This is a genomic window from Pimelobacter simplex, assembly GCF_024662235.1.
Taxonomy (GTDB): Bacteria; Actinomycetota; Actinomycetes; order Propionibacteriales; family Nocardioidaceae; genus Nocardioides.
The window spans coordinates 1,409,668-1,434,122 of the sequence record NZ_CP096276.1; the positions used below are offsets into that span (position 1 = coordinate 1,409,668).

20 protein-coding genes and 1 tRNA gene are annotated in these 24,455 nt (G+C 70.1%); 13 read left to right on the top strand and 8 right to left on the bottom strand.

Annotation, left to right across the window (positions count from 1 at the left end; translation table 11 throughout):
- Positions 1-12: 12 nt before the first annotated feature.
- The 4 genes from M0M48_RS06810 to pyk all read left to right on the top strand — a co-directional run bounded on the left by M0M48_RS06810 (position 13) and on the right by pyk (position 8,665).
- Positions 13-834, top strand: a complete 822-nt coding sequence (locus tag M0M48_RS06810) for a phosphate ABC transporter ATP-binding protein (protein WP_374587342.1) — start codon at positions 13-15, stop codon at positions 832-834.
- A 222-nt stretch (positions 835-1,056) separates the two neighbouring features.
- A complete protein-coding gene (gene gltB / locus M0M48_RS06815) occupies positions 1,057-5,631 on the top strand; it encodes a glutamate synthase large subunit (protein WP_257750552.1) in 4,575 nt (1,524 codons plus the stop codon).
- On the top strand, positions 5,624-7,093 hold the full coding sequence (locus M0M48_RS06820) for a glutamate synthase subunit beta (protein WP_257750553.1): 1,470 nt from the start codon (positions 5,624-5,626) through the stop codon (positions 7,091-7,093). Before gltB ends, M0M48_RS06820 begins: the two co-directional genes overlap by 8 nt.
- A gap of 108 nt (positions 7,094-7,201) precedes the next feature.
- A complete protein-coding gene (pyk, locus tag M0M48_RS06825) occupies positions 7,202-8,665 on the top strand; it encodes a pyruvate kinase (protein WP_257750554.1) in 1,464 nt (487 codons plus the stop codon).
- 14 nt (positions 8,666-8,679) lie between these two features.
- Here pyk and M0M48_RS06830 read toward each other — a convergent pair.
- A tRNA-Leu gene (locus tag M0M48_RS06830) sits at positions 8,680-8,752 on the bottom strand.
- A 73-nt stretch (positions 8,753-8,825) separates the two neighbouring features.
- On the opposite strand from M0M48_RS06830, the gene M0M48_RS06835 reads away from it, so the two are divergent.
- A complete protein-coding gene (locus M0M48_RS06835) occupies positions 8,826-9,452 on the top strand; it encodes an ANTAR domain-containing response regulator (RefSeq protein ID WP_257759319.1) in 627 nt (208 codons plus the stop codon).
- Between the two features lie 18 nt (positions 9,453-9,470).
- Here the strand turns inward: M0M48_RS06835 and M0M48_RS06840 are convergent, their stop codons facing one another.
- A complete protein-coding gene (locus M0M48_RS06840; RefSeq protein ID WP_257750555.1) occupies positions 9,471-10,196 on the bottom strand; it encodes a hypothetical protein in 726 nt (241 codons plus the stop codon).
- 281 nt (positions 10,197-10,477) lie between these two features.
- On the opposite strand from M0M48_RS06840, the gene M0M48_RS06845 reads away from it, so the two are divergent.
- The 5 genes from M0M48_RS06845 to M0M48_RS06865 all read left to right on the top strand — a co-directional run bounded on the left by M0M48_RS06845 (position 10,478) and on the right by M0M48_RS06865 (position 15,528).
- Positions 10,478-11,605 (top strand): branched-chain amino acid ABC transporter substrate-binding protein, encoded by a 1,128-nt coding sequence (locus M0M48_RS06845; protein ID WP_257750556.1) that lies wholly within the window; start codon positions 10,478-10,480, stop codon positions 11,603-11,605.
- A gap of 85 nt (positions 11,606-11,690) precedes the next feature.
- Positions 11,691-12,905: a branched-chain amino acid ABC transporter permease gene (locus M0M48_RS06850; protein WP_257750557.1), complete on the top strand. Its 1,215-nt coding sequence runs from the start codon at positions 11,691-11,693 to the stop codon at positions 12,903-12,905.
- A complete protein-coding gene (locus M0M48_RS06855; RefSeq protein ID WP_257750558.1) occupies positions 12,902-14,050 on the top strand; it encodes a branched-chain amino acid ABC transporter permease in 1,149 nt (382 codons plus the stop codon). Before M0M48_RS06850 ends, M0M48_RS06855 begins: the two co-directional genes overlap by 4 nt.
- Entirely contained in the window at positions 14,043-14,819 is a 777-nt protein-coding gene (locus M0M48_RS06860) for an ABC transporter ATP-binding protein (protein WP_257750559.1), read from the top strand. The genes M0M48_RS06855 and M0M48_RS06860 overlap by 8 nt, the downstream gene beginning before the upstream one ends.
- Positions 14,820-14,835: 16 nt before the next feature.
- Entirely contained in the window at positions 14,836-15,528 is a 693-nt protein-coding gene (locus M0M48_RS06865) for an ABC transporter ATP-binding protein (RefSeq protein ID WP_257750560.1), read from the top strand.
- An 83-nt stretch (positions 15,529-15,611) separates the two neighbouring features.
- Here the strand turns inward: M0M48_RS06865 and M0M48_RS06870 are convergent, their stop codons facing one another.
- The 4 genes from M0M48_RS06870 to M0M48_RS06885 form a co-directional block, all read right to left on the bottom strand.
- Entirely contained in the window at positions 15,612-16,388 is a 777-nt protein-coding gene (locus M0M48_RS06870) for an amino acid ABC transporter ATP-binding protein (RefSeq protein WP_215815099.1), read from the bottom strand.
- Positions 16,385-17,191 (bottom strand): amino acid ABC transporter permease, encoded by an 807-nt coding sequence (locus tag M0M48_RS06875; protein WP_257750561.1) that lies wholly within the window; start codon positions 17,189-17,191, stop codon positions 16,385-16,387. Before M0M48_RS06875 ends, M0M48_RS06870 begins: the two co-directional genes overlap by 4 nt.
- A gap of 30 nt (positions 17,192-17,221) precedes the next feature.
- Positions 17,222-18,016 (bottom strand): ABC transporter substrate-binding protein, encoded by a 795-nt coding sequence (locus M0M48_RS06880; RefSeq protein WP_257750562.1) that lies wholly within the window; start codon positions 18,014-18,016, stop codon positions 17,222-17,224.
- A 79-nt stretch (positions 18,017-18,095) separates the two neighbouring features.
- Positions 18,096-18,842, bottom strand: coding sequence for a DUF554 domain-containing protein (locus tag M0M48_RS06885; RefSeq protein ID WP_257750563.1), 747 nt, complete (start codon positions 18,840-18,842; stop codon positions 18,096-18,098).
- 149 nt (positions 18,843-18,991) lie between these two features.
- Between M0M48_RS06885 and M0M48_RS06890 the strand changes: the two genes are divergently transcribed.
- Positions 18,992-19,555 (top strand): GNAT family N-acetyltransferase, encoded by a 564-nt coding sequence (locus tag M0M48_RS06890; RefSeq protein WP_257750564.1) that lies wholly within the window; start codon positions 18,992-18,994, stop codon positions 19,553-19,555.
- A gap of 3 nt (positions 19,556-19,558) precedes the next feature.
- Here the strand turns inward: M0M48_RS06890 and M0M48_RS06895 are convergent, their stop codons facing one another.
- Positions 19,559-19,984, bottom strand: a complete 426-nt coding sequence (locus tag M0M48_RS06895) for a PaaI family thioesterase (RefSeq protein ID WP_215815095.1) — start codon at positions 19,982-19,984, stop codon at positions 19,559-19,561.
- A gap of 63 nt (positions 19,985-20,047) precedes the next feature.
- Between M0M48_RS06895 and polA the strand changes: the two genes are divergently transcribed.
- Both polA and M0M48_RS06905 read left to right on the top strand, forming a co-directional pair.
- The gene (gene polA / locus M0M48_RS06900; RefSeq protein ID WP_257750565.1) at positions 20,048-22,747 is read left to right on the top strand and encodes a DNA polymerase I; all 2,700 of its coding nucleotides are present in this window, start codon (positions 20,048-20,050) and stop codon (positions 22,745-22,747) included.
- Between the two features lie 30 nt (positions 22,748-22,777).
- Entirely contained in the window at positions 22,778-23,161 is a 384-nt protein-coding gene (locus M0M48_RS06905) for a hypothetical protein (RefSeq protein WP_215815093.1), read from the top strand.
- A 9-nt stretch (positions 23,162-23,170) separates the two neighbouring features.
- On the opposite strand, the gene M0M48_RS06910 is transcribed toward M0M48_RS06905, so the two are convergent.
- A complete protein-coding gene (locus tag M0M48_RS06910) occupies positions 23,171-24,436 on the bottom strand; it encodes an oligosaccharide flippase family protein (protein ID WP_257750566.1) in 1,266 nt (421 codons plus the stop codon).
- Between the last annotated feature and the right edge of the window lie 19 nt (positions 24,437-24,455).

Consider the following 24,455-nt stretch of genomic DNA (forward strand, 5'->3'; position numbering starts at 1 on the left):
GTCCGCGAGGACCTGCCGCCCCCGCCGCCCCCTCCGGGACCGCCCGGCGCGGGGGCTCGTCCGGGCCGGCTGGAGGCGGACGCCGTCTCGGCGTGGTTCGGCCAGCGCAAGGTCCTCGACCGGGTCTCGATCGACATCCCCTCCGGGCAGGTGACCGCGCTCATCGGCCCTTCCGGCTGCGGCAAGTCGACCTTCCTGCGGATCCTCAACCGGATGCACGAGCTGGTCCCCGGCGCGGCGCTGGCGGGGGAGGTGCGCCTCGACGGAGAGGACATCTACGACCCCGACCGGCGCCTGACCGACGCGCGCCGCGCGATCGGCATGGTCTTTCAGAAGCCGAACCCGTTCCCGGCCATGTCGATCCAGGACAACGTGCTCGCCGGGCTGAGCCTGGTCGGCTCGCGGCTGCGCAAGTCCGAGCGCGAGGACCTGGTGGAGGAGTCGCTGACCCGGGCCGGGCTGTGGCTCGAGGTCCGCGACCGGCTCCGCCAGCCCGGCTCGGCGCTCTCCGGCGGCCAGCAGCAGCGGCTGTGCATCGCCCGCTCGCTCGCGGTCCGCCCGCGCGTGCTGCTGATGGACGAGCCCTGCTCGGCCCTCGACCCGACCTCGACGCGGGTCGTGGAGGAGACGATCCGCGAGATCGGCAGCCAGGTGACGATCGTGATCGTCACCCACAACATGCAGCAGGCGGCGCGGGTCTCCGACCGCTGCGCCTTCTTCCTGGCCGCCCACGGCACGCCGGGCGTGATCGTGGAGCAGGGGCCCACCTCGGTGATCTTCGACGACCCGCAGGACCCGCGCACCGCCGACTACGTCAACGGGCGATTCGGCTGAGCCACGGCCGGTCCGCCGATGATTCTTCGGGCCTGGTGCGGGATGTGACAGAAGATGCGTCCATGAGGGACGACGATTGAACACACAGCGTTGACGCGGTGGTAACCTGAGAGCTCCGCCGCGTGGGCCAGTGCCGTCCCTTGCGCCCCACCTTCTGTTGCACCGACTCGCTCACCTCCTGGTGGCGACGACGTGGCAGACGTAGTCGACGGGAGAACCCCTGTGCCCTCTTCGCACGCGTTCCCGCCGCCGGAGGGTCTCTACGACCCGCGACACGAGCACGACGCCTGTGGCGTCGCCTTCGTTGCGACCCTGACCGGTGAGGCCAGCCACGACATCGTGGTGAAGGCCCTGACGGCCCTCCGCAACCTGGACCACCGCGGTGCCGCGGGGGCCGAGCCCAACTCCGGCGATGGTGCCGGAATCCTCCTGCAGGTGCCCGACGCCTTCCTGCGCGCGGTCACGGCGGAGGCGGGGCTGACCCTGCCCGCCGCCGGGACCTACGCCGTCGGTACGGCGTTCCTGCCCGGCGACGAGGAGCAGGTCGCCAAGACCCGCGGCCGGATCGAGGAGATCGCCGCCGAGGAGGGCCTCACGGTCCTCGGCTGGCGCGAGGTCCCGGTCACGCCGGACATCCTGGGCACGATGGCCCGCAGCGTCATGCCGACGTTCAGCCAGGTCTTCGTCCGGGCCAACCCGTTCGGCGCCGAGCCGGTCAGCGGGATGGACCTGGAGCGCCTGGCGTTCTGCCTGCGCAAGCGCGCCGAGCGCGAGACCGACGTGTACTTCCCGTCGCTCTCCTCGCGCACGCTGGCCTACAAGGGCATGCTGACCACCGACCAGCTCGACAACTTCTACCCCGACCTGGTCGACGAGCGGATGGCCTCGGCCATCGGCGTGGTCCACTCGCGGTTCTCGACGAACACCTTCCCGAGCTGGCCGCTGTCCCACCCGTTCCGGTTCATCGCCCACAACGGCGAGATCAACACGGTCATGGGCAACCGCAACTGGATGCGGGCGCGCGAGGCGCTGCTCGCCTCCGACGCGATCCCCGGCGACCTCGACCGGCTGTTCCCGATCTGCACCCCGGGCGCGTCCGACTCGGCGTCCTTCGACGAGGTCCTCGAGCTGCTGCACATGGGCGGGCGCAGCCTGCCCCACGCGGTGCTCATGATGATCCCCGAGGCGTGGGAGAACCACGCCGAGATGCCCGCGCTGCGGCGCGACTTCTACCGCTTCCACTCCACGATGATGGAGCCCTGGGACGGTCCGGCGTGCGTCGTCTTCACCGACGGCACCCAGATCGGCGCGGTCCTCGACCGCAACGGCCTGCGCCCGGCCCGCTACTGGGTCACCGAGGACGGTCTCGTCGTCCTCGCCTCCGAGGTCGGCGTGCTCGACCTCGACCCGGCCACGGTCGTCCGCAAGGGCCGCCTCCAGCCGGGCCGGATGTTCCTGGTCGACACCGAGGAGCACCGGATCATCGAGGACGAGGAGGTCAAGGACCAGCTCGCCGCCGAGAACCCCTACGGCGAGTGGCTCCACGGCGGCCTGATCCAGCTCGACGACATCGAGGACCGTGAGCACATCGTGCACACGCACGCCTCGGTCACCCGCCGCCAGCAGATCTTCGGCTACACCGAGGAGGAGCTGCGGGTCATCCTCACGCCGATGGCCAACACCGGCGGCGAGGCGCTCGGCTCGATGGGCACCGACACGCCCATCGCGGCGCTCAGCGAGAAGCCGCGGCTGCTGTTCGACTACTTCAGCCAGCTCTTCGCCCAGGTCACCAACCCGCCGCTGGACGCCATCCGCGAGGAGCTCGTCACCTCGCTCTACGGCTCCATCGGACCGGAGTCCAACCTGCTCGAGCCGACCCCGGCCTCGTGTCGCCAGATCGTGCTGCCGTTCCCGGTCATCGACAACGACGACCTGGCCAAGATCCGCCACATCAACCGCGAGGGCGACCACCCGGGCTTCATCACCCACGTCTCCCGCGGCCTGTACGACGTCCACGGCGGCGGCGCCGCGATGGCGGCCCGCATCGACGAGATCTGCGCCGAGGTCTCGGCCGCGATCGCCGACGGTGCGCGCATCATCGTGCTCTCCGACCGGCACTCGACGGCCGACCTCGCGCCGATCCCCTCGCTGCTGCTGACCGGCGCGGTCCACCACCACCTGGTGCGCGAGAAGACCCGCACCCAGGTCGGCCTCCTCATCGAGGCCGGCGACGTCCGCGAGGTGCACCACGTGGCGCTCCTCGTCGGCTACGGCGCGGCGGCGGTCAACCCGTACCTCGCCATGGAGACCGTCGAGGACCTGGCGCGCGAGGGCTACTACGTCAAGGCCGAGCCCGAGCAGGCCGTCAAGAACCTGATCAAGGCGCTCGGCAAGGGCGTGGTGAAGGTGATGTCCAAGATCGGTGTCAGCACCGTGGCGTCCTACACCGGCGCCCAGATCTTCGAGTGCATCGGTCTGTCCCAGACGGTCGTCGACAAGTACTTCACCGGCACCACCTCCAAGCTGGGCGGCATCGAGCTCGACGTCATCGCCCAGGAGGTCGCCGCCCGGCACGCCAAGGCGTACCCGCCGGCCGGCATCGCGCCCGCGCACCGCGAGCTCGAGATCGGTGGCGAGTACCAGTGGCGCCGCGAGGGCGAGCCGCACCTGTTCAACCCCGAGACGGTGTTCCGGCTCCAGCACTCCACGCGGACCGGTCGCTACGACATCTTCAAGCAGTACACGGCGGCGGTGGACGAGCAGTCCGAGAAGCTGATGACGCTGCGTGGGCTGTTCCGGTTCAAGGACGCCGGCGACTTCGGCCGCGCGCCGATCCCCATCGACGAGGTCGAGCCGGTCTCGGCGATCGTCAAGCGCTTCTCCACCGGCGCGATGTCCTACGGCTCGATCTCCCGCGAGGCGCACGAGACGCTGGCCATCGCCATGAACCGGCTGGGCGCCAAGTCCAACACCGGAGAGGGCGGCGAGGACGCCGACCGTCTCCACGACCCCGAGCGGCGCAGCTCGATCAAGCAGGTCGCCTCGGGCCGCTTCGGCGTCACCTCGGAGTACCTCACCAACGCCGACGACATCCAGATCAAGATGGCCCAGGGCGCCAAGCCCGGTGAGGGCGGCCAGCTGCCCGGCAACAAGGTCTACCCCTGGGTGGCCAAGACCCGGCACTCCACGCCGGGCGTGGGCCTGATCAGCCCGCCGCCGCACCACGACATCTACTCGATCGAGGACCTGGCTCAGCTGATCCACGACCTCAAGAACGCCAACCCCTCGGCCCGCGTCCACGTGAAGCTGGTCTCCGAGGTCGGTGTCGGCACGGTCGCCGCGGGTGTCTCCAAGGCCCACGCGGACGTCGTCCTGGTGTCGGGTCACGACGGCGGCACGGGTGCGTCCCCGCTGACCTCGCTCAAGCACGCCGGCGGTCCCTGGGAGCTCGGCCTGGCCGAGACCCAGCAGACCCTGCTGCTCAACGGCCTGCGCGACCGGATCGTCGTCCAGACCGACGGTCAGCTCAAGACCGGCCGCGACGTCGTCATCGCCGCGCTGCTCGGTGCCGAGGAGTTCGGCTTCGCCACGGCCCCGCTGGTGGTCTCGGGCTGCATCCTGATGCGGGTCTGCCACCTCGACACCTGCCCGGTGGGCGTGGCCACGCAGAACCCGGCCCTGCGCTCGCGGTTCAGCGGCAAGGCCGAGTACGTCGTGAACTTCTTCGAGTTCATCGCCGAGGAGGTCCGCGAGCTGCTCGCCGAGCTCGGCTTCCGCTCGATCGAGGAGGCCGTGGGCCAGGTCCAGGCGCTCGACACCGTCGAGGCCGTCGGCCACTGGAAGGCCAAGGGTCTCGACCTGGCGCCGATCCTGCACCAGGTCGACATCGCGGGCACGCACTTCCCCGACCAGGACGTGCGCAACACCGGCACCCAGGACCACGGCCTGGACAAGTCGCTCGACGTCACCGAGATCCTGCCGCTCGCGGCCTCGGCGATCGAGACCGGCGAGCCGGTCCGGGCCCAGCTGGCGATCCGCAACGTCAACCGCACCGTCGGCACGATCCTGGGCCACCACGTCACCAAGAAGCACGGTGGCGCGGGCCTGCCCGACGGCACGATCGACCTGACGTTCGTCGGCTCCGCGGGTCAGTCCCTCGGCGCCTTCGTGCCCCGGGGCGTCACGCTGCGGCTCGAGGGCGATGCCAACGACTACGTCGGCAAGGGCCTGTCCGGCGGCCGGATCGCGATCCGCCCCGACCGGGCGGCGACGTTCCGCGCCGACGAGCACATCATCGCCGGCAACACCATCGCCTACGGCGCGACCTCGGGTGAGATCTTCATCCGCGGCGGCGTGGGGGAGCGGTGCTGCGTGCGCAACTCCGGCGCGACGGTCGTCACCGAGGGTGTCGGCGACCACGGCTGCGAGTACATGACCGGCGGACGCGTCGTCGTCCTCGGCAAGACCGGCCGCAACTTCGCGGCCGGTATGTCCGGTGGCATCGCGTGGGTGCTCGACCTCAAGGACTTCCGGGTCAACGGCGAGCTCGTCGACCTGCGTCCGGTCAGCGCCGACTACGCCGCCGAGCTCGAGAGCATCGTGCGCAAGCACTTCGAGGAGACCGGTTCCGAGGTCGCCGAGGAGCTGCTGGCCGACTGGGAGGCCGCACTGCCGCGGTTCACCGAGGTCATGCCGCGCGACTACGCGAAGGTCCTGGCGGTCCAGGCCGAGGCGGAGGCCGAGGGCCTCGACGCCGACGCCGCCGCGAACCGAGTGATGGAGGTGCTCCATGGCTGACCCGAAGGGATTCCTGAAGAACACCCGCGAGGTCGCCGGACGTCGTCCGGTCGAGGAGCGGGTGGGCGACTGGGACGAGGTCTACCCGGGAGGGATCGGCCGCGCGCTGCTCCCGATCATCAACGTCCAGGCCAGCCGCTGCATGGACTGCGGCATCCCGTTCTGCCACCAGGGCTGCCCGCTGGGCAACATCATCCCGGAGTGGAACGACCTGGTCTGGCGTGACGACTGGGAGGGCGCGATCGAGCGCCTGCACGCGACCAACAACTTCCCGGAGTTCACCGGTCGCCTCTGCCCGGCCCCGTGCGAGACCGCCTGCGTGCTGGGGATCAACCAGCCCGCGGTGACGATCAAGAACATCGAGGTCTCGATCATCGACAAGGCCTACGACTCGGGCTTCGTGCGGCCGCAGCCGCCGGAGTGGCTGACCGGCAAGACCGTGGCCGTCGTCGGCTCCGGTCCGGCCGGACTGGCCGCCGCCCAGCAGCTCACCCGCGCCGGTCACACGGTCGCGGTCTACGAGCGGGCCGACCAGCCCGGTGGCCTGCTGCGCTACGGCATCCCCGAGTTCAAGATGGAGAAGAAGCACCTCGAGCGGCGTCTGGAGCAGATGCGCCGCGAGGGGACCGTGTTCCGCTCCGGCGTCACCGTCGGCGAGGGCAAGCTCAACGGCCAGGCCCTCAAGGACCGCTACGACGCGGTGGTGCTCGCCATCGGCTCGACCGTGCCGCGCGACCTGCCGGTGCCCGGGCGCGAGCTCAACGGCATCCACCAGGCGATGGACTTCCTGCCGCAGGCCAACCGGGTGGCGCTCGGCGAGGAGGTCGAGGGCCAGATCCGCGCCGACGGCAAGCACGTCGTCATCATCGGTGGCGGTGACACCGGCGCCGACTGCCTCGGCACCTCGATCCGCCAGGGCGCGGCCTCGATCACGCAGCTGGAGATCATGCCCCAGCCGACCGAGGACCGTCCGAGCGGGCAGCCGTGGCCGACGTACCCGATGATCTACCGGGTCTCCTCGGCCCACGAGGAGGGCGGCGAGCGGGTCTACGCCGTCTCGACCAAGGAGTTCCTCGGCGACGACGACGGCAACGTCCGCGCGCTGCGGCTGGTCGAGGTCGCCTTCGAGGGCGGCAAGCTCGTCGAGCACGAGGGCACCGAGCGGGAGATCCCGGCCGAGCTGGTCCTGTTCGCGATGGGCTTCGTCGGTCCCGAGCAGCCCGGCGTGGTCGAGCAGCTCGGCCTCGACCTGGACGAGCGCGGCAACATCAAGCGCGACAACGACTACGCGACCAGCGTCGAGGGCGTCTTCGCCGCCGGCGACGCGGGCCGCGGCCAGTCGCTGATCGTGTGGGCGATCGCCGAGGGACGGGCCGCCGCCGCCGCGGTGGACACCTACCTGACCGGCAGCACCCAGCTGCCCGCGCCCATCCCGCCGACCGCGCGTCCGCTGGTGGTCTGAGACCCAGGTCACCCACCGAGCACCGCAACCCCGCATCGGCGCAGGCTTCATCCGGAGTTTGCGCCGATGCGGCGTTTTCGGCGGACGTGTCACCGATAGGGTTGGATCGTGCGAAGAGCAAAGATCGTGTGCACCCTGGGTCCGGCCACCAGCTCGGAGCGTCGGATCCGTGAGCTGGTCTATGCCGGCATGGACCTCGCCCGCCTCAACATGAGCCACGGCACCCACGAGCAGCACGCCGAGGCCTACCGCCTCGTGCGCGAGGCCTCCGACGCCGCCGGCCGCGGGGTCGGCGTGCTCGCCGACCTCCAGGGCCCCAAGATCCGGCTCGAGACCTTCTCCGCCGGCCCGGCCACGCTGACCCGCGGTCAGCGCTGGACGATCACCACCCGCGACGTCGACGGCAACGACGAGATCAGCGGGACGACGTACAAGGGGCTGCCGGGCGACGTCGCCCCCGGCGACCCGATCCTCATCGACGACGGCAAGGTCCGCCTGCGCGTCGTCGAGGTCACCGACACCGACGTGGTCACCGAGGTGCTCGTCGGCGGCAAGGTGAGCAACCACAAGGGCATCAACCTGCCCGGCGTGGCCGTCTCCGTGCCCGCGCTCTCCGAGAAGGACACCGCCGACCTGCGCTTCGCGCTGCGTCTCGGCGTCGACTTCATCGCCCTCAGCTTCGTGCGCAACGCCGCCGACGCCGAGGACGTGCGGGTGATCATGCGCGAGGAGGGCGTCATGCTCCCCGTCATCGCCAAGATCGAGAAGCCCCAGGCCATCGAGAACCTCGACGAGGTCGTCGCGGCGTTCGACGCGTTCATGGTCGCCCGCGGCGACCTCGGCGTCGAGTGCCCCCTCGAGGAGGTGCCCTTCTTGCAGAAGAAGGTCATCGTCGCCGCCCGCCGCAACGCCAAGCCCGTCATCGTGGCCACCCAGATGCTCGAGTCGATGGTCGCCAACCCCGCGCCCACCCGCGCCGAGGCCAGCGACGTCGCCAACGCCGTCCTCGACGGCGCCGACGCCGTCATGCTCTCCGGCGAGACCAGCGTCGGCGAGCACCCGGTCCACACCGTCGAGACGATGGCCCGGATCATCTCCGCCACCGAGGCCCACGCCCTCGTCGACGACACCTTCAGCCGCTTCGGCCGCATCGAGTGGGACCCCCACACCACCTCCGGCGTCATCACCAAGGCCGCCGAGGAGGTCGCCCAGCGCGTCGGCGCCAAGTACGTCGTCGCCTTCACCCAGTCCGGCGACTCCGCGCGCCGCATCGCCCGGCTGCGCAGCCCCATCCCGGTCCTCGCCTTCACCCCCGAGGCCCGGGTGCGCTCCCAGCTCGCCGTCAGCTGGGGCGTCGAGGCCTTCAAGACCCTGCCCGTCGAGCACACCGACGAGATGGTCCGCCAGGTCGACGAGGAGCTGCTCAAGATCGGCCGGGTCAAGGAGGGCGACCGCGTCGTCATCATCGCCGGCAGCCCGCCGGGGATCCCCGGCTCGACCAACGCGCTGCGGGTGCACCGGATGGGCGACGCCATCAACGAGGTCGCGCCGGCGTACCGGCGGCGGGGCTGAGCGACCTGCTCGCGTGCCCCGGGTGGGATTCGAACCCACACTGGATGGTGTTTGAGACCACTGCCTCTGCCGTTGGGCTACCGGGGCGGAAAGCGCCGCGGGCAACCGTAGCCGAGACGCACCGTGCGCCCCACACCGCCCGGCCCGATAACCTGACGCCGTGACCGAGAGCGCCGAGACCGCCCCGACCGCGCAGCCGACGCCCCGCACCGTGGTGATCGCCGAGGACGAGACCCTCATCCGGATGGACCTCGCCGAGATGCTCGTCGAGGAGGGCTACGACGTCGTCGGCCAGGCCGGCGACGGCCAGCGGGCCATCGAGCTGGCCGAGGAGCTGCGCCCCGACCTGGTCATCCTCGACGTCAAGATGCCGGTCCTCGACGGCATCGCCGCCGCCGAGGCCATCGCCAGTCGGCGCATCGCCCCGGTCGTGATGCTGACGGCCTTCTCCCAGCGCGACCTGGTCGAGCGGGCCCGCGAGGCCGGCGCGATGTCGTACCTGGTCAAGCCGTTCTCGCAGAGTGACCTCGTGCCCGCCATCGAGATGGCGCTGAGCCGTTTCGCCGAGATCGTCCAGCTCGAGAGCGAGGTCACCGACCTCAAGGAGCGCCTGGCCACCCGCAAGGCCGTCGACCGGGCCAAGGGGATCCTCCAGGAGGAGCTGTCCCTGAGCGAGTCCGAGGCGTTCCGCTGGATCCAGAAGACCGCGATGGACCTGCGCATGTCGATGCGCGAGGTCGCCGAGGGCGTCGTGACCCACGGCGTCCCAGGCGCCGGCAGCGCCTGAGACGTCCGCGGGCCGGCCTCACCAGCCGCTGCGCGAGCCGTTCCACCCGGGGCAGATCGCGATCCGGGGGGTGTCGAAGTTGTTGGACGCCCGGGCCGTCTGCACGGTGATGCGGGCGTTGGCGCCGTAGCAGGACCACTTCAGGTTGCTGCGTGCCGACGGGTACCAGCCCTTGTCCTGCTTGCCCTTGTAGCTCACGACGACGGCGCCGCTGGTCATGGTGAACCGGCTGGAGTCGTCCTCGGTCGTCGCTGACATGGTCGCCAGGTCACGGCTGCCGCACGAGGGCCAGAAGCCGACCGCCACCGACCAGGGCAGGCCCACGCTCAGCTGCGGGCTGAAGGAGCACGAGTAGCCGCGCATCTTCTCCTGGAGGGTGAGCTTCGAGTACTTCTTGCGGGTCGTGGTGCACTTGCCGTTCCTGGCGGCGTAGGTGTTCACCTCGACCTGGTTGGTCGAGAGCCGGACGTTGCTCACCGAGTAGCCCCACGCGACCGTGCCCGGAGCAGTGGTGCTCCGGACCTCCTTGACGACGGTCGCCCGGTAGCGCATCACGCCTCCGACGCGCCAACGGACGCAGAACGACGGCCCGGACATGACGTAGCTGCCCGAGGTCCCGAAACCCTGGATGTAGTCGTGCACGTACGTCGTCCGGCGGTCGGCGGCCGCCGGCGGTGCCGAGGCGATGCTCGCCACCGCAGCGAGAACCGTGAAGATCGCGACCGCGAGCGATCGCGTGGGCAAGAACCGAGACAAGAGAGCCTCCCGTGGCTAGGGCTGTCGAGGAGCGAGAAGCATAAGGCAGACGAAGACAAGCGCTCGCCCGCGACATTGCGATCAGGTGTCGCGGACCGCAAATCGTCCGACGTCCGCGTCGCTCAGGTAACAGATTCGTCATGATTTGTGATCTGGACCACGTTGTTGCTTCCAACGGGCGGTCCGACCGGTGTAGGTTCCCGCGGCATAACACCCCTCGGGTGGGCAGCGACCGCTGCCCGCCGGCTCGACTAGGAAGCGGGACTGTCTTGAGGCGAAACAAGGTATTCGGCATCGGAGCCGCGGCACTTGCCCTCGGCCTGACCATGACGGCGTGCGGGACCACCAAGGACGACCCCAAGGCCGGGTCCGGGGACGACTGCAGCGTGAAGCTCGCCTTCATCGGGCCGCTGACCGGCGACTACGCCAACCTCGGGATCAACATCCTCAATGGCGCCGACCTCGCGTTGAAGGAGTACAAGGGCGACTGCAAGGTCGAGATCGTCAAGAAGGACTCGCAGGGCGACCCGGAGAAGGCCAAGCCCTTCGCGCTCGAGATCGCCAAGGACAAGGACATCATCGGCGTCATCGGGCCCACCTTCTCGGGTGAGACCGAGGCCACCGGCCCGACGTTCGCCGACCCGGAGGTCGGCCTGGTGACGCTCTCCGCCTCGGCCACCAACCCCGACCTGTCGAGCAACGGGTGGAACACCTTCCACCGCCTGATCGGTACGGACGCGGTCCAGGCGCCGGCGGCGGCGAAGTTCATCACCGACACGCTCAAGGCCAAGAAGGTCATGGTCATCGACGACGCGTCGGAGTACGGCGTCGGCCTGGCCAACGGCCTGAAGAAGGCTCTCGGCAGTGTCGTCACCGAGACCGACACCGTCCAGCAGAAGCAGAGCGACTTCTCGGCGACCGTCACCAAGGCGAAGGCCTCGGGCACGGACGCGATCTACTACGCCGGCTACTACGCCGAGGCGGGCAAGCTCGCCAAGCAGCTCAAGCAGGGCGGCTACGAGGGCACCTTCGTCTCCGGTGACGGCTCGCTCGACCCGGGCTTCATCGAGGCCGGCGGCGATGGTGCCGAGGGTGCCTACCTGACCTGCCCGTGCCTGTGGGGCACCGGTGACTGGGCGGCGAAGTACGAGAAGGAGATCGGCCAGGCGCCGGGCACCTACTCGACCGAGGGATACGACGTCATGAACGTGTTCCTCAACGGCATCGAGGCCGGGAAGACCACCCGCGCCGACATGCTCAAGTGGGTCACCGACTACGACGAGGACGGCCTGACGAAGCACATCAGCTTCGACGACAAGGGCGACGTCGAGGAGTCGTCGGTCTACGCCTACGAGATCAAGGACGGCGAGATCCAGCCCGGTCAGACGATCGAGTAGCAGCGCCAGCACTCAAGTGACCACGGTGGCCGGAGGCCGATGCCTCCGGCCACCGTGGTGAGTCCGACCCGGATCAGAGGCCCACTTGAACTTCGAATTCCTGTTCAGCAACCTCCCCGAGCTGACCATCACCGGTCTCGCGCTCGGTGCCATCTACGCACTCGTGGCGCTCGGCTACACCATGGTGTACGGCGTCCTGCAGCTCATCAACTTCGCCCACAGCGAGGTGTTCATGTACGGCGGCTTCGCAGCCGTGTGGACCCTCTACGCGTTCGGCGCGTCGCCAGCATCGTCGACGGGCGCGATCGTCGCCTTCATGGCCGTCGCCCTCGTGGTAGCGATGCTGGTCTCCGGATCGGTCGCGCTGCTGCTGGAGCGCTTCGCGTACCGTCCGCTCATCGAGCGCGGCTCGCCCAAGCTCGTCGTCCTGATCTCCGCGATCGGCGCGTCCTTCGTGCTCTCCGAGGCGATGGGTCTGCGCAACCTGCTGGTCCAGAAGCTTCCCGGCATCGTCGTGGCGATCCTGGTCGGACTGGTCTTCGCGGCGATCATCGTGCTCGTCATCGCCGGCGGCTCCCGTGTCGTCGCGATGGAGGGGGCCGAGCCGCGCCGCTTCAAGCTCGGCGAGGTGCCGCGCTTCCTCCCGCTGCTCGTCGGCATCGGCCTGGCGTTCCTGGTCTGCGGCCAGCTCGGGCTGAGCGGTTCGGCCAACGAGGCCGTCGATCTCTACGACCCGCTGAAGGAGTACCTCTCCCGGGCGCGGGAGAGCGCGGCGCTCCCGATCAACGTCAACCCCGAGGTCGTCTTCCACATCTTCAACTACGGCGTGACGACGATCGACATCCTGCTGATCGGCTCGGCGCTCCTGATGATGATCGTGCTCGACCAGTTCATCCGCCGCTCGCGGACCGGGCGCGGCATCCGTGCTGTCGCCCAGGACCCCGAGGCGGCCGCCCTGATGGGGGTCAACCGCAATCGCGTCGTCCAGATCACCTTCCTGATCGGCGGTCTGATGGCGGGTATCGCTGCGCTGCTCTACATCACCAAGATCGGCTCGATCCGGTTCAACGACGGTTTCCTGCTCGGCGTCAAGGCGTTCACCGCCGCGGTGATGGGTGGGATCGGCAACCTTCGCGGCGCACTGCTCGGTGGCCTGGTCCTCGGCGTGGCCGAGAACTGGGGCTCCGCGCTCTTCGGCTCCGACTGGAAGGACGTCGTGGCGTTCGTGCTCCTCATCCTCATCCTGCTGTTCCGGCCCACCGGACTGCTGGGCGAGGCGCTCGGAAAGGCACGCGCATGAGTGGCTACCTGACGATTCCCCGGCTGCGGATCCGCGAGCGGATCACCGCGCTGCCCAAGCCGGTCCAGATCCTGCTGTGGCTGCTGGCCGCCGTGCTGGCGTACGCGCTGCCGCTCCTCGAACCGCCACTGATCTCCACCCCGGGGGTCGACTTCGGCGGCGTGATGTTCCTCGTGGCGATCTACGTGCTCGTGGCGCTCGGCCTCAACATCGTGGTCGGCTATGCGGGCCTGCTCGACCTCGGGTACGTCGGCTTCTACGCGATCGGCGCCTACACCGTGGGTGTCCTGACGGCCGAGCACAGCAGCTGGCCGTTCCTGCTCGCCATCCCGGCCGCCGTGGGGGTCGCGATGATCTCGGGTGTGCTGCTCGGTGCACCCACGCTGCGCGTGCGTGGCGACTACCTGGCGATCGTCACCCTCGGGTTCGGCGAGATCATCCGGCTCGTCATCACGAACGTCGAGTGGCTGGGTGGTTCGCGAGGCATCTCCCAGATCGGCGGGCCGCCGAACGTCGGTGGTGACGAGGGTCTGTTCCAGCTGCCGCACCTGTTCTGGGGCAACGGGACCGTGCTGGTCGACTCGGAGGAGAAGAGCAAGTTCCTCTACTTCGGCCAGCTGGATGCCGTTCCCTACTACTGGTTCGCGCTGACCGTCGTGATCATCATCCTGCTGGCCGACCGGCTCATCAAGAACAGCCGCGTCGGACGAGCCTGGGAAGCGACCCGCGAGGACGAGGACGCCGCCGAGATCATGGGTGTCCCGACGTTCAAGTTCAAGCTGCTCGCCTTCGCGCTCGGTGCGTTCGTCGGCGGTCTGTCCGGAGCGTTGTTCGCGGGCTACCAGGGGTTCATCAACCCCGCGTCCTTCCAGCTCCTGCTGTCGATCCTGTTCCTGGCGGCCGTCGTCGTCGGTGGTCAGGGCAATCGCTGGGGCGTCATCGTCGGCGCAGCGCTCGTCGTCTACCTCCCGCAGCGGTTCCTCGAGCTCAACGAGTTCCGGTTCCTCGTCTTCGGCCTGGTGCTGATGCTGCTGGCGATCTATCGGCCGCAAGGCCTCATCCCGCCTCGGCGCACAGTCCGGGCCCGCAAGATGGAGGAAGAGCTGACCGAGCTCGAGCACGGAGAGGAGGTCGTCGATGCCTGAGCTGCTCGAGGTCGCGAACCTCACCCTCAAGTTCGGCGGTCTGACCGCCCTGGACGACGTGTCCTTCACCATCAAGGAAGGAGAGATCCTCGGCCTGATCGGGCCGAACGGTGCCGGCAAGACGACCTGCTTCAACGCGGTCACCGGCGTCTACCGCCCGACCAGCGGATCGATCCTCTTCGGCGGCCGCTCGGTCGTCGGGATGAAGAAGCACAAGATCACGCAGTCGGGGATCGCCCGGACGTTCCAGAACGTGCGCCTGTTCCCGACCATGACCGCGCTCGAGAACGTCCTCGTCGGCACCGACGCTCGGCACAAGACGGGGCTCATCAGCGCCCTGCTGCGACTGCCCCGTCACCGCCAGGAGGAGGCCGCGGGACACGACCGGGCGATGGAGCTGCTCCGGTTCATGGGGATCCACCGCCGCGCCGACGAGCTGGCCGCCAACCTGCCGTACGGCGACCAGCGCCGCCTCGAGATCGCCCGCGCGATGGCGGCGGACCCGAAGCTCATCTGCCTCGACGAGCCGGCCGCCGGGTTCAACCCGGCCGAGAAGGTCGAGCTGATGAACCTCATCCGCAAGGTGCGCGACCAGGGATACACCGTGCTGCTGATCGAGCACGACATGAAGCTGGTCATGGGCGTGACCGACCGGATCGTCGTCCTCGAGTTCGGCCGCAAGATCGCCGACGGGCCACCTGCCGAGATCCGTGACAACCCTGCCGTGATCGCGGCCTACCTGGGAGTGGACGAGGAAGATGCTTCTTGAGGTCCAGGGCCTCTGTGTGAACTACGGTCACATCGAGGCCATCCGCGACATCACCTTCGGCGTCGCCGACGGGAGTGTCACCACCCTGATCGGCTCCAACGGTGCTGGGAAGAGCACCACGATGAAGACACTGAGCGGCCTCCAACCCGTCCGCAAGGGGCGGGTGATCTTCGACGGCAAGGACATCACGAACGCCCAGCCGTTCGAGCGCGTGAAGATGGGGATCAGCCAGTCGCCTGAAGGCCGGCACTGCTTCGTCGGCATGACCGTGCGCGAGAACCTCGAGATGGGCGCGTACGTCCGTACGGACCGCAAGACCGCCGCCTACCGCGAGGACCTCGAACGGGTCCTCACGCTGTTCCCGCGCCTCCAGGAGCGGATCAGCCAGCCGGCGGGCTCGATGTCCGGCGGTGAGCAGCAGATGGTTGCGATCGGTCGTGCACTCATGGCTCGACCGCGGCTGCTGCTGCTCGACGAGCCGTCGATGGGTCTGGCGCCCAAGCTCATCCAGCAGATCTTCTCGATCATCACCGAGATCAACGAGCAGGGCACGACCGTGCTGCTGGTGGAGCAGAACGCCGCGCAGGCGCTCAAGCGCTCCGACGAGGCGCACATCCTCGAGACGGGTTCGATCGTCCGCTCCGGCACCGGGGCCGAGCTCGCGGTCGACCCGGCGGTCAAGGCCGCCTACCTGGGCGGTGACGTCTAGGCGCGGCACGGCGTACACCACGACGAAGGGCCCCGGCACTGCGCCGGGGCCCTTCGTCGTGCGGTCGTGCGTGGGGAGCGCCCCTAGAGCACCTTGGACAGGAACGACTGCGTGCGCTCGTGCTGGGGGTTGCCCAGGACGTCGGCGGGCCGGCCCTCCTCGACGACGACGCCGCCGTCCATGAAGACCAGGTGGTCGCCGACCTCGCGGGCGAAGCCCATCTCGTGGGTGACGACCATCATCGTCATGCCCTCCTGGGCGAGGTCCTTCATCACCGCGAGGACGTCGCCGACGAGCTCGGGGTCGAGGGCGCTGGTCGGCTCGTCGAAGAGCATCATGTCGGGGTTCATCGACAGGGCCCGGGCGATGGCGACGCGCTGCTGCTGGCCGCCGGAGAGGTGCGCCGGGTAGGCGGAGGCCTTCTCGGACAGGCCGACCTTGGCGAGGTTCTGGCGGGCGATCTCGACCGCCTCGTCCTTGCTGCGGCGCCGGACGTTGCGCTGGGCGAGGGTGAGGTTCTTGAGCACCGACAGGTGGGGGAACAGGTTGAACTGCTGGAACACCATGCCGATCCGGGAGCGGATGTCGTCGAGGTCGACGCGGCGGTCGCAGATGTCGATGCCCTCGATGAGGATCTCGCCGGAGGTGGGCTCCTCGAGCCGGTTGACGCAGCGCAGCAGCGTCGACTTGCCCGAGCCCGAGGGGCCGATCACGCACACCACCTGGCCGGGGTCGACCTGGAAGTCGATGCCCTGGAGCACCTCGTGCTTGCCGTAGTGCTTGTGCAGGCCGCGCACCTCGATCGCGGGGACCGGGGCGCCGGGCTCGGAGGCCTTGGTGGGCCAGGTCTGCTCGGTCATCGGACCGCCTTCCTCTGCCGGCGCTCGAGCCAGGCGACGAGCTGGGTGAGCGGCAGCGTGATGACCAGGTAGAGGATCGCTGCCTGGATCAGGCTGGTCGCGGTGCCGGTCGAGGGACCGCTGGTCAGGAAGTCCTTGGCCACCGAGGTGAGCTCGCGCTGGCTGGCCGCGGCACCGAGCAGGAACAGCAGCGCGGTGTCCTTGATGAGCAGCACGAACTCGTTGGTCAGCGGGGGGATGACGATCCGGAACGCCTGGGGGAGGACCACCCGGAAGGTGGTCGCTCCGGTGCGCATCCCCAGCGAGCGGGCGGCCTCGGTCTGGCCCTTGGGCACGGCCTGGATGCCGGCCCGCAGGGTCTCGGCCATGTAGGCCCCGGCGACCAGGATCAGGCCGATCAGGCCCGCTCCGACCAGACCACCCGGCGGCGTCCAGCCGAAGGCGATCGGCAGACCGAAGGCCATGAACATCATGACGACCAGCGCCGGCAGTCCCCGGAAGAACTCGATGTAGGCCGTGGCCAGCCACCGGTAGGGCGCCACCGGCGAGAGCCGCATCAGTGCCAGCGTCAGGCCGAGGGCCAGACCGCCGCCGAAGGCGATCGCGGTGTACTTCACCGTGTTGACCAGACCGATGGTGATCAGGTCCTGCCAGTTGCCGTCGGCCCACGAGATGCCGTCGGCGTTCCAGAAGTTCTCGTGGATCTTGGTCCAGTCAGCCACGACCGCCAGCGTGACGATGGCCGCCGCGAGCAGGACGTACATCAGGACCTGGACCAGCGCGGCGCGCTGTCGACGGGTCACCCCACCCCCCCTTCGTGAAGACCGTGCGTACTACGGCTGGTTCTCGGTGGAGAAGTACTTGGCGTAGATCGTGTCGTAGGTCCCGTCCTTGCGCATCTCCTCGAGCGCGCCGTCGACGTCCTTGACGAGCTGGCTGTTGCCCTTCTTCATGGCGAAGCCGTACTCCTCGCTGGTGTCGTAGGTCTCGACGATCTTGAACTTGCCGTCCCGGGTGTGGTCGAGGTTGACCGGCAGGTCCTGGAGCAGCGCCTCGACCTGGCCGGCCTTGATCGCCTGGAACATCTCCGCGTCACTGGGGAACGTGATGATGTCGGCGTCCTCGGCGTTCTCCTCGGTGTAGGTCTTGCCCGTGGTGCCCTGCTGGACACCGACCTTGACGCCCTTGAGGTCGCCGATCGAGGCGATCTTGCTGTCGGCCGGCACGAGGAGCGACTGCTTGGAGTCGTAGTAGCCGTCGGAGAAGTCGAGGTTCTTCTTGCGGTCGTCGGTGATGGTCATGGCCGACGCCGCGAGGTCGCACTGGCCGGCGGCGAGCGCCTGGCCGCTCTGGAGGGCGTCGAACGAGGAGTCCTGGATCTTGAGCTTGAGGTCGAGGCGCTTGGCGACCTCGGAGACGATGTCGACGTCGAAGCCCTTGAAGCCGGTGGGACTGGACTTGTCGAAGTCCTCGAACGGCGGGTACGGCACGTCGGAGCACACGGTGAGCGTGCCCTTGGTGACGATGTCCGCACCGCTGGCGGACTTGCTGTCCTCGGAGCCGCAGGCGCCGAGGGCGAAGGTGGCGAGGCAGGCCACGCCGATGGTGAGGATCCGAGTACGTCGCATGGCGGCACTGTAGGCCTTTCGGGCCCCCTTGCACGAGGACCTCGGTCCCGGTACGCCGCTTCGGCGCGTCGCGCCGGATTCAGCGCAGCGCGGTGACGGCCGCGGTCAGCAGGGGTGCGACCGCGAGCGCGGGCAGGAGGTCGGCCACGGCGACCGGCTTGAGCGCCAGCAGGCGCAGCGCGACGCCGACCAGCAGCAGCCCGCCGGTCGCCGTCAGGGCGGCGAGCTCGGCCTCGGGGAGGACGTCGCCGAGGGCGAGGCCGGCGAGGGTGAGCGAGCCCTGGACGGCGACGAGGGTGAGCACGCTCGCGGCCACGCCCCAGCCGAACGCCGCGGCGAACGCGATCGCGGCGAAGCCGTCGAGCCCGGACTTGAGGTAGAGCTCGTCGGCGCCCTTGCCGAGCCCGTCGTTGAGCGAGCCCAGGATCGTCAGCGGCCCGGTGCAGAAGATCAGCGACGAGATGACGAAGCCCTCGACGAAGCGCTGCCGCTCCGCGCTGCCGGTCTCGCCGGCCAGGCGGCCCTGCAGCCACGCGCCGAGCCCCTCGACCCGCTGCTCCAGGCGCAGCAGCGAGCCCAGGATCCCACCGAGCAGGACCGCGCCGAGCACGATGAGCAGCGGCGCGCTGTCGCCGACGGCGGCGGACAGGTCGGGGTCGAGCACGGCCATCGCCGACGTACCGGCGATGAGCAGCGTGACCAGGCCCAGGCCATCGGTCACCAAGTCGCGCGTGCGCTGGGGGAGCCGGTCGCCCGCGAGGCGTCCGAGGGCGGCGCCGAGCAGCACGGCGGCGGCGTTGACGGCGGTTCCGGTGCCGGGGATCACGGGCCTGCTCCTTCTTGGGGGATCGGGCTGTCGCGGCCGTGCCGGTGAGCGTAGTGTTGCGCTCCGGACCGGCCCACCGGTGCGGTCCGATGGATGAGTCTCGGGAGGGGAGGCACGATCCGATGACGCGTACATCATTGACGACGCGCGTGGCCACGCGTGACGACGCGCCTGCCCTGGCGGAGCTCTGGAGCGACGCCGTACGACGTGCCGACCGCTCCGAGCAGGTCGCCGACATCGAGCTGGTGATCAAGGCCGCCGAGATGTCGCCCGAGCAGCGCGTCGTCGTCGTCGAGTACGACGGCCAGGTCGCCGGCGCCGTCTACCTCCGGATCACCACGCTCTCCCCGCTCAACCTCGAGCCCTGCGTCCAGTCCATCCAGCCGCGGGTCTTCGACCGCTGCCGGCGCCACGGCGCCGGGCACGCGCTGATGGAGGCCGCGACGGCCTTCGCCGAGGAGCACGGCATCCTGCACGTGGTCACCGCGGTGCCCAACAGCTCGCGCGAGGCCAACCGGTTCATGGCCCGTCTGGGCCTGGCCCCCGTCGTGATGTACCGGATCGCGCCGACCTCGCTGCTGCGCAGCCGGGTCTCGCCGCAGCGCCAGCAGACCGGCGTCGAGGGCACCCGGAACCGGGTGCTCGCCGCCCGCCGCTCGCTGCGTCGTACCCGGGCCGAGCGGCTGGGCCTGCCCGACCCCGAGCAGGCCTGAGCCTCAGCCCTGGGGGTTGGGGTCGCGCGCCAGCAGCGCGCAGGTGATCCGCGAGGTGCACACCCGGCGGCCGTCCTCGTCGCTGATCACGATCTCGTAGCTCGCCATCGACCGGCCGCGGTGCAGCGGGGTGGCGACGCCGGTGACGGTGCCCTTGGTCGCGGAGCGGTGGTGGGTGGCGTTGATGTCGACGCCGACCGCGAACCGGTCGGGGCCGGCGTTGAGCGCCGCGGCGACCGAGCCGAGCGTCTCGGCCAGCACGACCGAGGCGCCGCCGTGGAGCAGCCCGTAGGGCTGGGTGTTGCCCTCGACGGGCATCGTCGCGACCACGCGCTCGGGGGCGACCTCGACGAGCTCGATGCCCATCCGCTCGTTGAGAGCGCCCATGTTGGCGCGTGCGAACTCGGCGATCTCCTCAGCGGTGGTCATGGCTCGACGATAGCGAGCACCGTCGTGGCCGGAGCTGTCGGTACTCCTCGATAGAGTCGCCGGGTGACCGAGCCGAACCGTCCGCCGCGCCTCCTGCTCCTCGACGGCCACTCCCTGGCCTACCGCGCGTTCTTCGCGCTTCCGGTCGAGAACTTCTCGACCGCGACGGGCCAGAACACCAACGCGGTCTACGGCTTCACCTCGATGCTCGTCAACGTGCTGCGCGACGAGCAGCCGACCCACGTGGCGGTCGCCTTCGACCTCTCCCGCCAGACCTTCCGGCTCGAGGAGTACTCCGAGTACAAGGCCAAGCGCAACAAGACCCCCGGCGAGTTCAGCAGCCAGCTGCCGCTCATCCAGCGGATGCTCGACACCTTCTCCATCAAGTACCTCACCGCCCCCGGCTACGAGGCCGACGACATCATCGCCACGCTGGTCACCCAGGCGCTGGCCGACGAGACGAGCGGTCTCGAGGTGCTCATCCTCACCGGTGATCGCGACTCGCTCCAGCTCGTCACCGAGCGCTCGACGGTGCTCTACCCGATGCGCGGCGTGTCCGACCTGGCCCGGATGACGCCCGCCGCCGTCGAGGAGAAGTACGGCGTCCCGCCGCACCGCTACCCCGAGCTCGCGGCGATCGTCGGCGAGACCTCCGACAACCTGCCCGGCGTCCCCGGCGTCGGCGCGGGCTTCGCCGCCCGCTGGATCAACACCTACGACGGTCTCGACAACGTGATCGCCCAGGCCGACAAGATCACCGGCAAGAAGGGCGAGGCGTTCCGCGAGCACCTCGGCGACGTCATCCGCAACCGCCGGCTCAACGCGCTCGTGCGCGACCTCGACCTCGGCGTCGCCATCGACGACCTCGCGCTGACCGAGTGGGACCGCCCGGCGGCGCTCGAGCTGCTCGACGAGCTGGAGTTCCGCGGCGAGCTGCGCACCCGGATCATGGACGTCGTCGCCCCCGGCGAGGACCTCCCGGTCGAGGCCGGCGTCGAGCTCGACGGCACGACGCTCGCGCCCGACGCCGTGGCCGCCTGGCTCGACGCGGTCGGTACGGCGAGCGTCGGCCTGAGCGTGCGCGGCTCGTGGGGGAGCGGCACCGGCCGGGTGAGCGGGCTCGCCTTCGCCCTCGCCGACGGCACCGCCGCCTATGTCGACGTCGAGGCGATGAGCCAGGCCGACGACGCCGCGGTGGCCGCCTGGCTCGCCGACCCGGAGCGGCCCAAGGTGCTCCACGACGCCAAGGGCCCGCTGCTCGCGCTCGCCGCCCAGGGCTGGACCCTGGCCGGCGTGGTCGAGGACACCGCCCTCGCCGCCTACCTCGTCGCGCCCGACCAGCGCTCCTACGACCTGGCCGACCTGACCCTGCGCTACCTGCACCGCGAGCTCACCGCGGACGCCGACCCCGACCAGGGTGAGCTGCTCTTCGACGAGGGCGGCGACCAGGGCGGCGTCGCCAGCAGCGCGATGGTCCAGGCCCGCGCCGCGCTCGACCTGTCCGCCGAGCTGGCCGACGAGGTCGAGAAGGCCGGCGGGCGCCAGCTGCTCACCGACGTCGAGATGCCGCTGGTGGGCGTGCTCGCCGGGCTGGAGCAGACCGGCATCGCGGTCGACACCGACCACCTCGAGGGACTCGAGGCGCACTTCGGCGAGGAGGTGCGCAAGGAGGCCGAGGCGGCGTACGCCGTGATCGGCAAGGAGATCAACCTCGGCTCGCCCAAGCAGCTCCAGGTCGTGCTCTTCGACGAGCTCAACATGCCCAAGACCAAGCGCACCAAGACCGGCTACACCACCGACGCCGACGCGCTCCAGAGCCTGTTCGTCCAGACCGAGCACCCGTTCCTGCTCCACCTACTGCGCCACCGCGAGGTCATCCGGCTGCGCCAGACCATCGAGGGCCTGCTCAAGACGGTCCAGCCCGACGGCCGCATCCACACGACGTTCCACCAGACGATCGCCGCCACCGGCCGGCTCTCCAGCACCGAGCCCAACCTCCAGAACATCCCGGTCCGCACCGAGGAGGGGCGCCGGATCCGCGAGAGCTTCGTCGTCGGCGCGGGCTACGACGCCCTCATGACCGCCGACTACAGCCAGATCGAGATGCGGATCATGGCCCACCTCTCCGAGGACGAGCTCCTCATCGAGGCCTTCCGCTCCGGTCGCGACTTCCACGCCGAGACCGCCTCGCGGGTCTTCGACGTCGCGCCCGACGAGGTCACCCCCGAGATGCGGGCCAAGATCAAGGCGATGAACTACGGCCTCGCCTACGGCCTGTCCGCCTTCGGCCTCTCCCAGCAGCTCGGCATCGAGCCCGGCGAGGCCCGCGGCCTGATGGACGACTACTTCGAGACCTTCGGCGGCATCCGCGACTACCTCGGCGGCGTCGTCGACGAGGCCCGCCGGACCGGCTTCACCGAGACGATCATGGGCCGGCGCCGCTACCTGCCGGACCTGACCAGCGACAACCGGATGCGCCGCGAGTCCGCCGAGCGGATGGCCCTGAACGCTCCCATCCAGGGCTCGGCCGCCGACCTGATCAAGGTTGCCATGCTCCGCACCGACGCCGCGCTGCGCGCGGCCGGGCTCACCTCACGGATGCTGCTCCAGGTCCACGACGAGCTCGTGTTCGAGGTCGCCGCCGGCGAGGCCGAGACCCTCGAAGCCCTGGTCCGCGAGCAGATGGCCGGTGCGGCCGAGCTGACCGTCCCGCTCGACGTCTCCGTCGGCACGGGCCGCAGCTGGCACGAGGCGGCACACTGATCGGGTGACCCCTGCTCGGAGGAGGCCCCGATGAGAACCGCCCTGCCCCTGCTCGCCGTCGCCCTCGCGGCGGCGCTCACCGCCTGCGGCGGTGCGCCCGACGACGCGAGCGCGGAGGACTTCTGCGCCGCCTGGACCGAGGGGAGCGGCGGCTCCGCCGACGGGCTCCACGACCGGGCGGCGGCGCTCGAGGACGCCGGGACGCCCGCGGATGTCTCTGCCGCGGCCCGGTCCGGCTACGAGATCTTCGTCGAGCAGGTGAAGCAGGTCGACGACGCCGACGTCGCCGCGCTCGACCAGGCCGCGGCCACCCCGGCGGGTCTCGCCGAGGTCTACGGGATCAGCGAGGACGAGGCGACCGACGTGGTCGCCTTCTTCGACTACGCCAACACGACCTGCGCGCCGGGCGACTGAGCGGCCGGCTCAGGCGACGGGCGCCGGGGCGGCCTCGGCGTCCGAACGGTGCCGCACCATCTGCAGCACGACCAGGACGAGCAGCACCGCCGCGTCGACGCAGGCGACCGTGGTGGCCAGGGCGATGACGCTGGTCGCGAGCGAGCCGAGGGCGACCAGGGCGATGACGCCCGCGGCGACGAGGTACTTGGTCGCCGCGCCGCGCCGGGCGAGGCCGGCGTAGACCAGGAGCTGGAGCAGGGCGAGCAGGGCGCCGAGCACGGCGAAGAGCCAGAGGTCGTCCTGGACGCCGGCGTACTCCTTGCCGCCGATGAAGACCAGCGCGATGTCGGAGAGCACGTACGTCGCGCCGATGCACGCGGCGCCGAGGGCGGAGAGGAAGACGAGCCCCTTGATCACGGCGCCGCGGCTCTCGCCGTCGGTGGACATCGAGGGGAAGAGGATCACCACCGCGAACTGCGGCAGGAAGAGCACCGCCTTGGTGACGATGAGGCCACCGGCGTAGAGGCCGGCGTCGTGCTCGCCGAGACCGCTGCGGGCCACGACGACGTCGAGGTTCGACAGCGCGACGAAGGCCAGCAGGGCGACCGAGCTGCCGACGGTCTCGCGCAGCACGTCGCGGCGGATGGTGTGCTCGGCGGCGGCACCGCCCTCGCGGCGGGGGTGGCGGCCCAGCGCCCACGAACCGATCGCGACGGGCACCCAGGCGGCGATGAGGACGCCGAGCATGGCGCTCGTCTCGGTGCGCCAGGCGAAGAGGAAGGCGGCGCCGATGAGCACCCGCGGGATGCCGACACCGAGGTAGACCAGGCTCAGCGGCAGCCAGCGCCGCTCGCCCTGGAGGACGCCGGCCTGGGCCCCCATGATCGTCGTCGGCACCACGGTCAGCCCCAGCAGCAGCGCCGGCAGCAGCCCGTCGAGGCGGAGCACCTTCCAGACCAGCGGCGAGGCGGCCACGGCGAGCGCGCCGACGACGAAGGCCGCCCGCCAGGCGGTCTTGAGCACGGCCGCCTCGATCACCGCGACGTCGTGCGGGTCGGCGGAGATCCGCCGCGCGCAGGTCGCCTGCAGGCCCAGCTGGACCACCGACAGCACCATGAGCAGGGCCATCATGCCGGCCACGGCGCCGTACTGGCCGGGGCCGAGCAGGCGGGCCGAGACGATCTGGAAGGCGTAGGTGCCGACGTTCATCGCCGCGATCGCGATCGCGATGCCGGCGCTGCTGCGGAGCAGGCGGATCAGCCGCGACTCGGCGGGGCGGGTGGTCGTCGTCACCAGAGCAGGTTAGGGGGTC

What these genes read in the sequence shown, in the direction of transcription:
- M0M48_RS06870 (WP_215815099.1), bottom strand. Translation starts at nt 16,388, where the DNA reads ATGACCGAGCAGACCTGGCCCACCAAGGCCTCCGAGCCCGGCGCCCCG.
- M0M48_RS06880 (WP_257750562.1), bottom strand. Translation starts at nt 18,016, where the DNA reads ATGCGACGTACTCGGATCCTCACCATCGGCGTGGCCTGCCTCGCCACC.
- M0M48_RS06820 (WP_257750553.1), top strand. Translation starts at nt 5,624, where the DNA reads ATGGCTGACCCGAAGGGATTCCTGAAGAACACCCGCGAGGTCGCCGGA.
- M0M48_RS06855 (WP_257750558.1), top strand. Translation starts at nt 12,902, where the DNA reads ATGAGTGGCTACCTGACGATTCCCCGGCTGCGGATCCGCGAGCGGATC.
- M0M48_RS06895 (WP_215815095.1), bottom strand. Translation starts at nt 19,984, where the DNA reads ATGACCACCGCTGAGGAGATCGCCGAGTTCGCACGCGCCAACATGGGC.
- M0M48_RS06905 (WP_215815093.1), top strand. Translation starts at nt 22,778, where the DNA reads ATGAGAACCGCCCTGCCCCTGCTCGCCGTCGCCCTCGCGGCGGCGCTC.
- M0M48_RS06860 (WP_257750559.1), top strand. Translation starts at nt 14,043, where the DNA reads ATGCCTGAGCTGCTCGAGGTCGCGAACCTCACCCTCAAGTTCGGCGGT.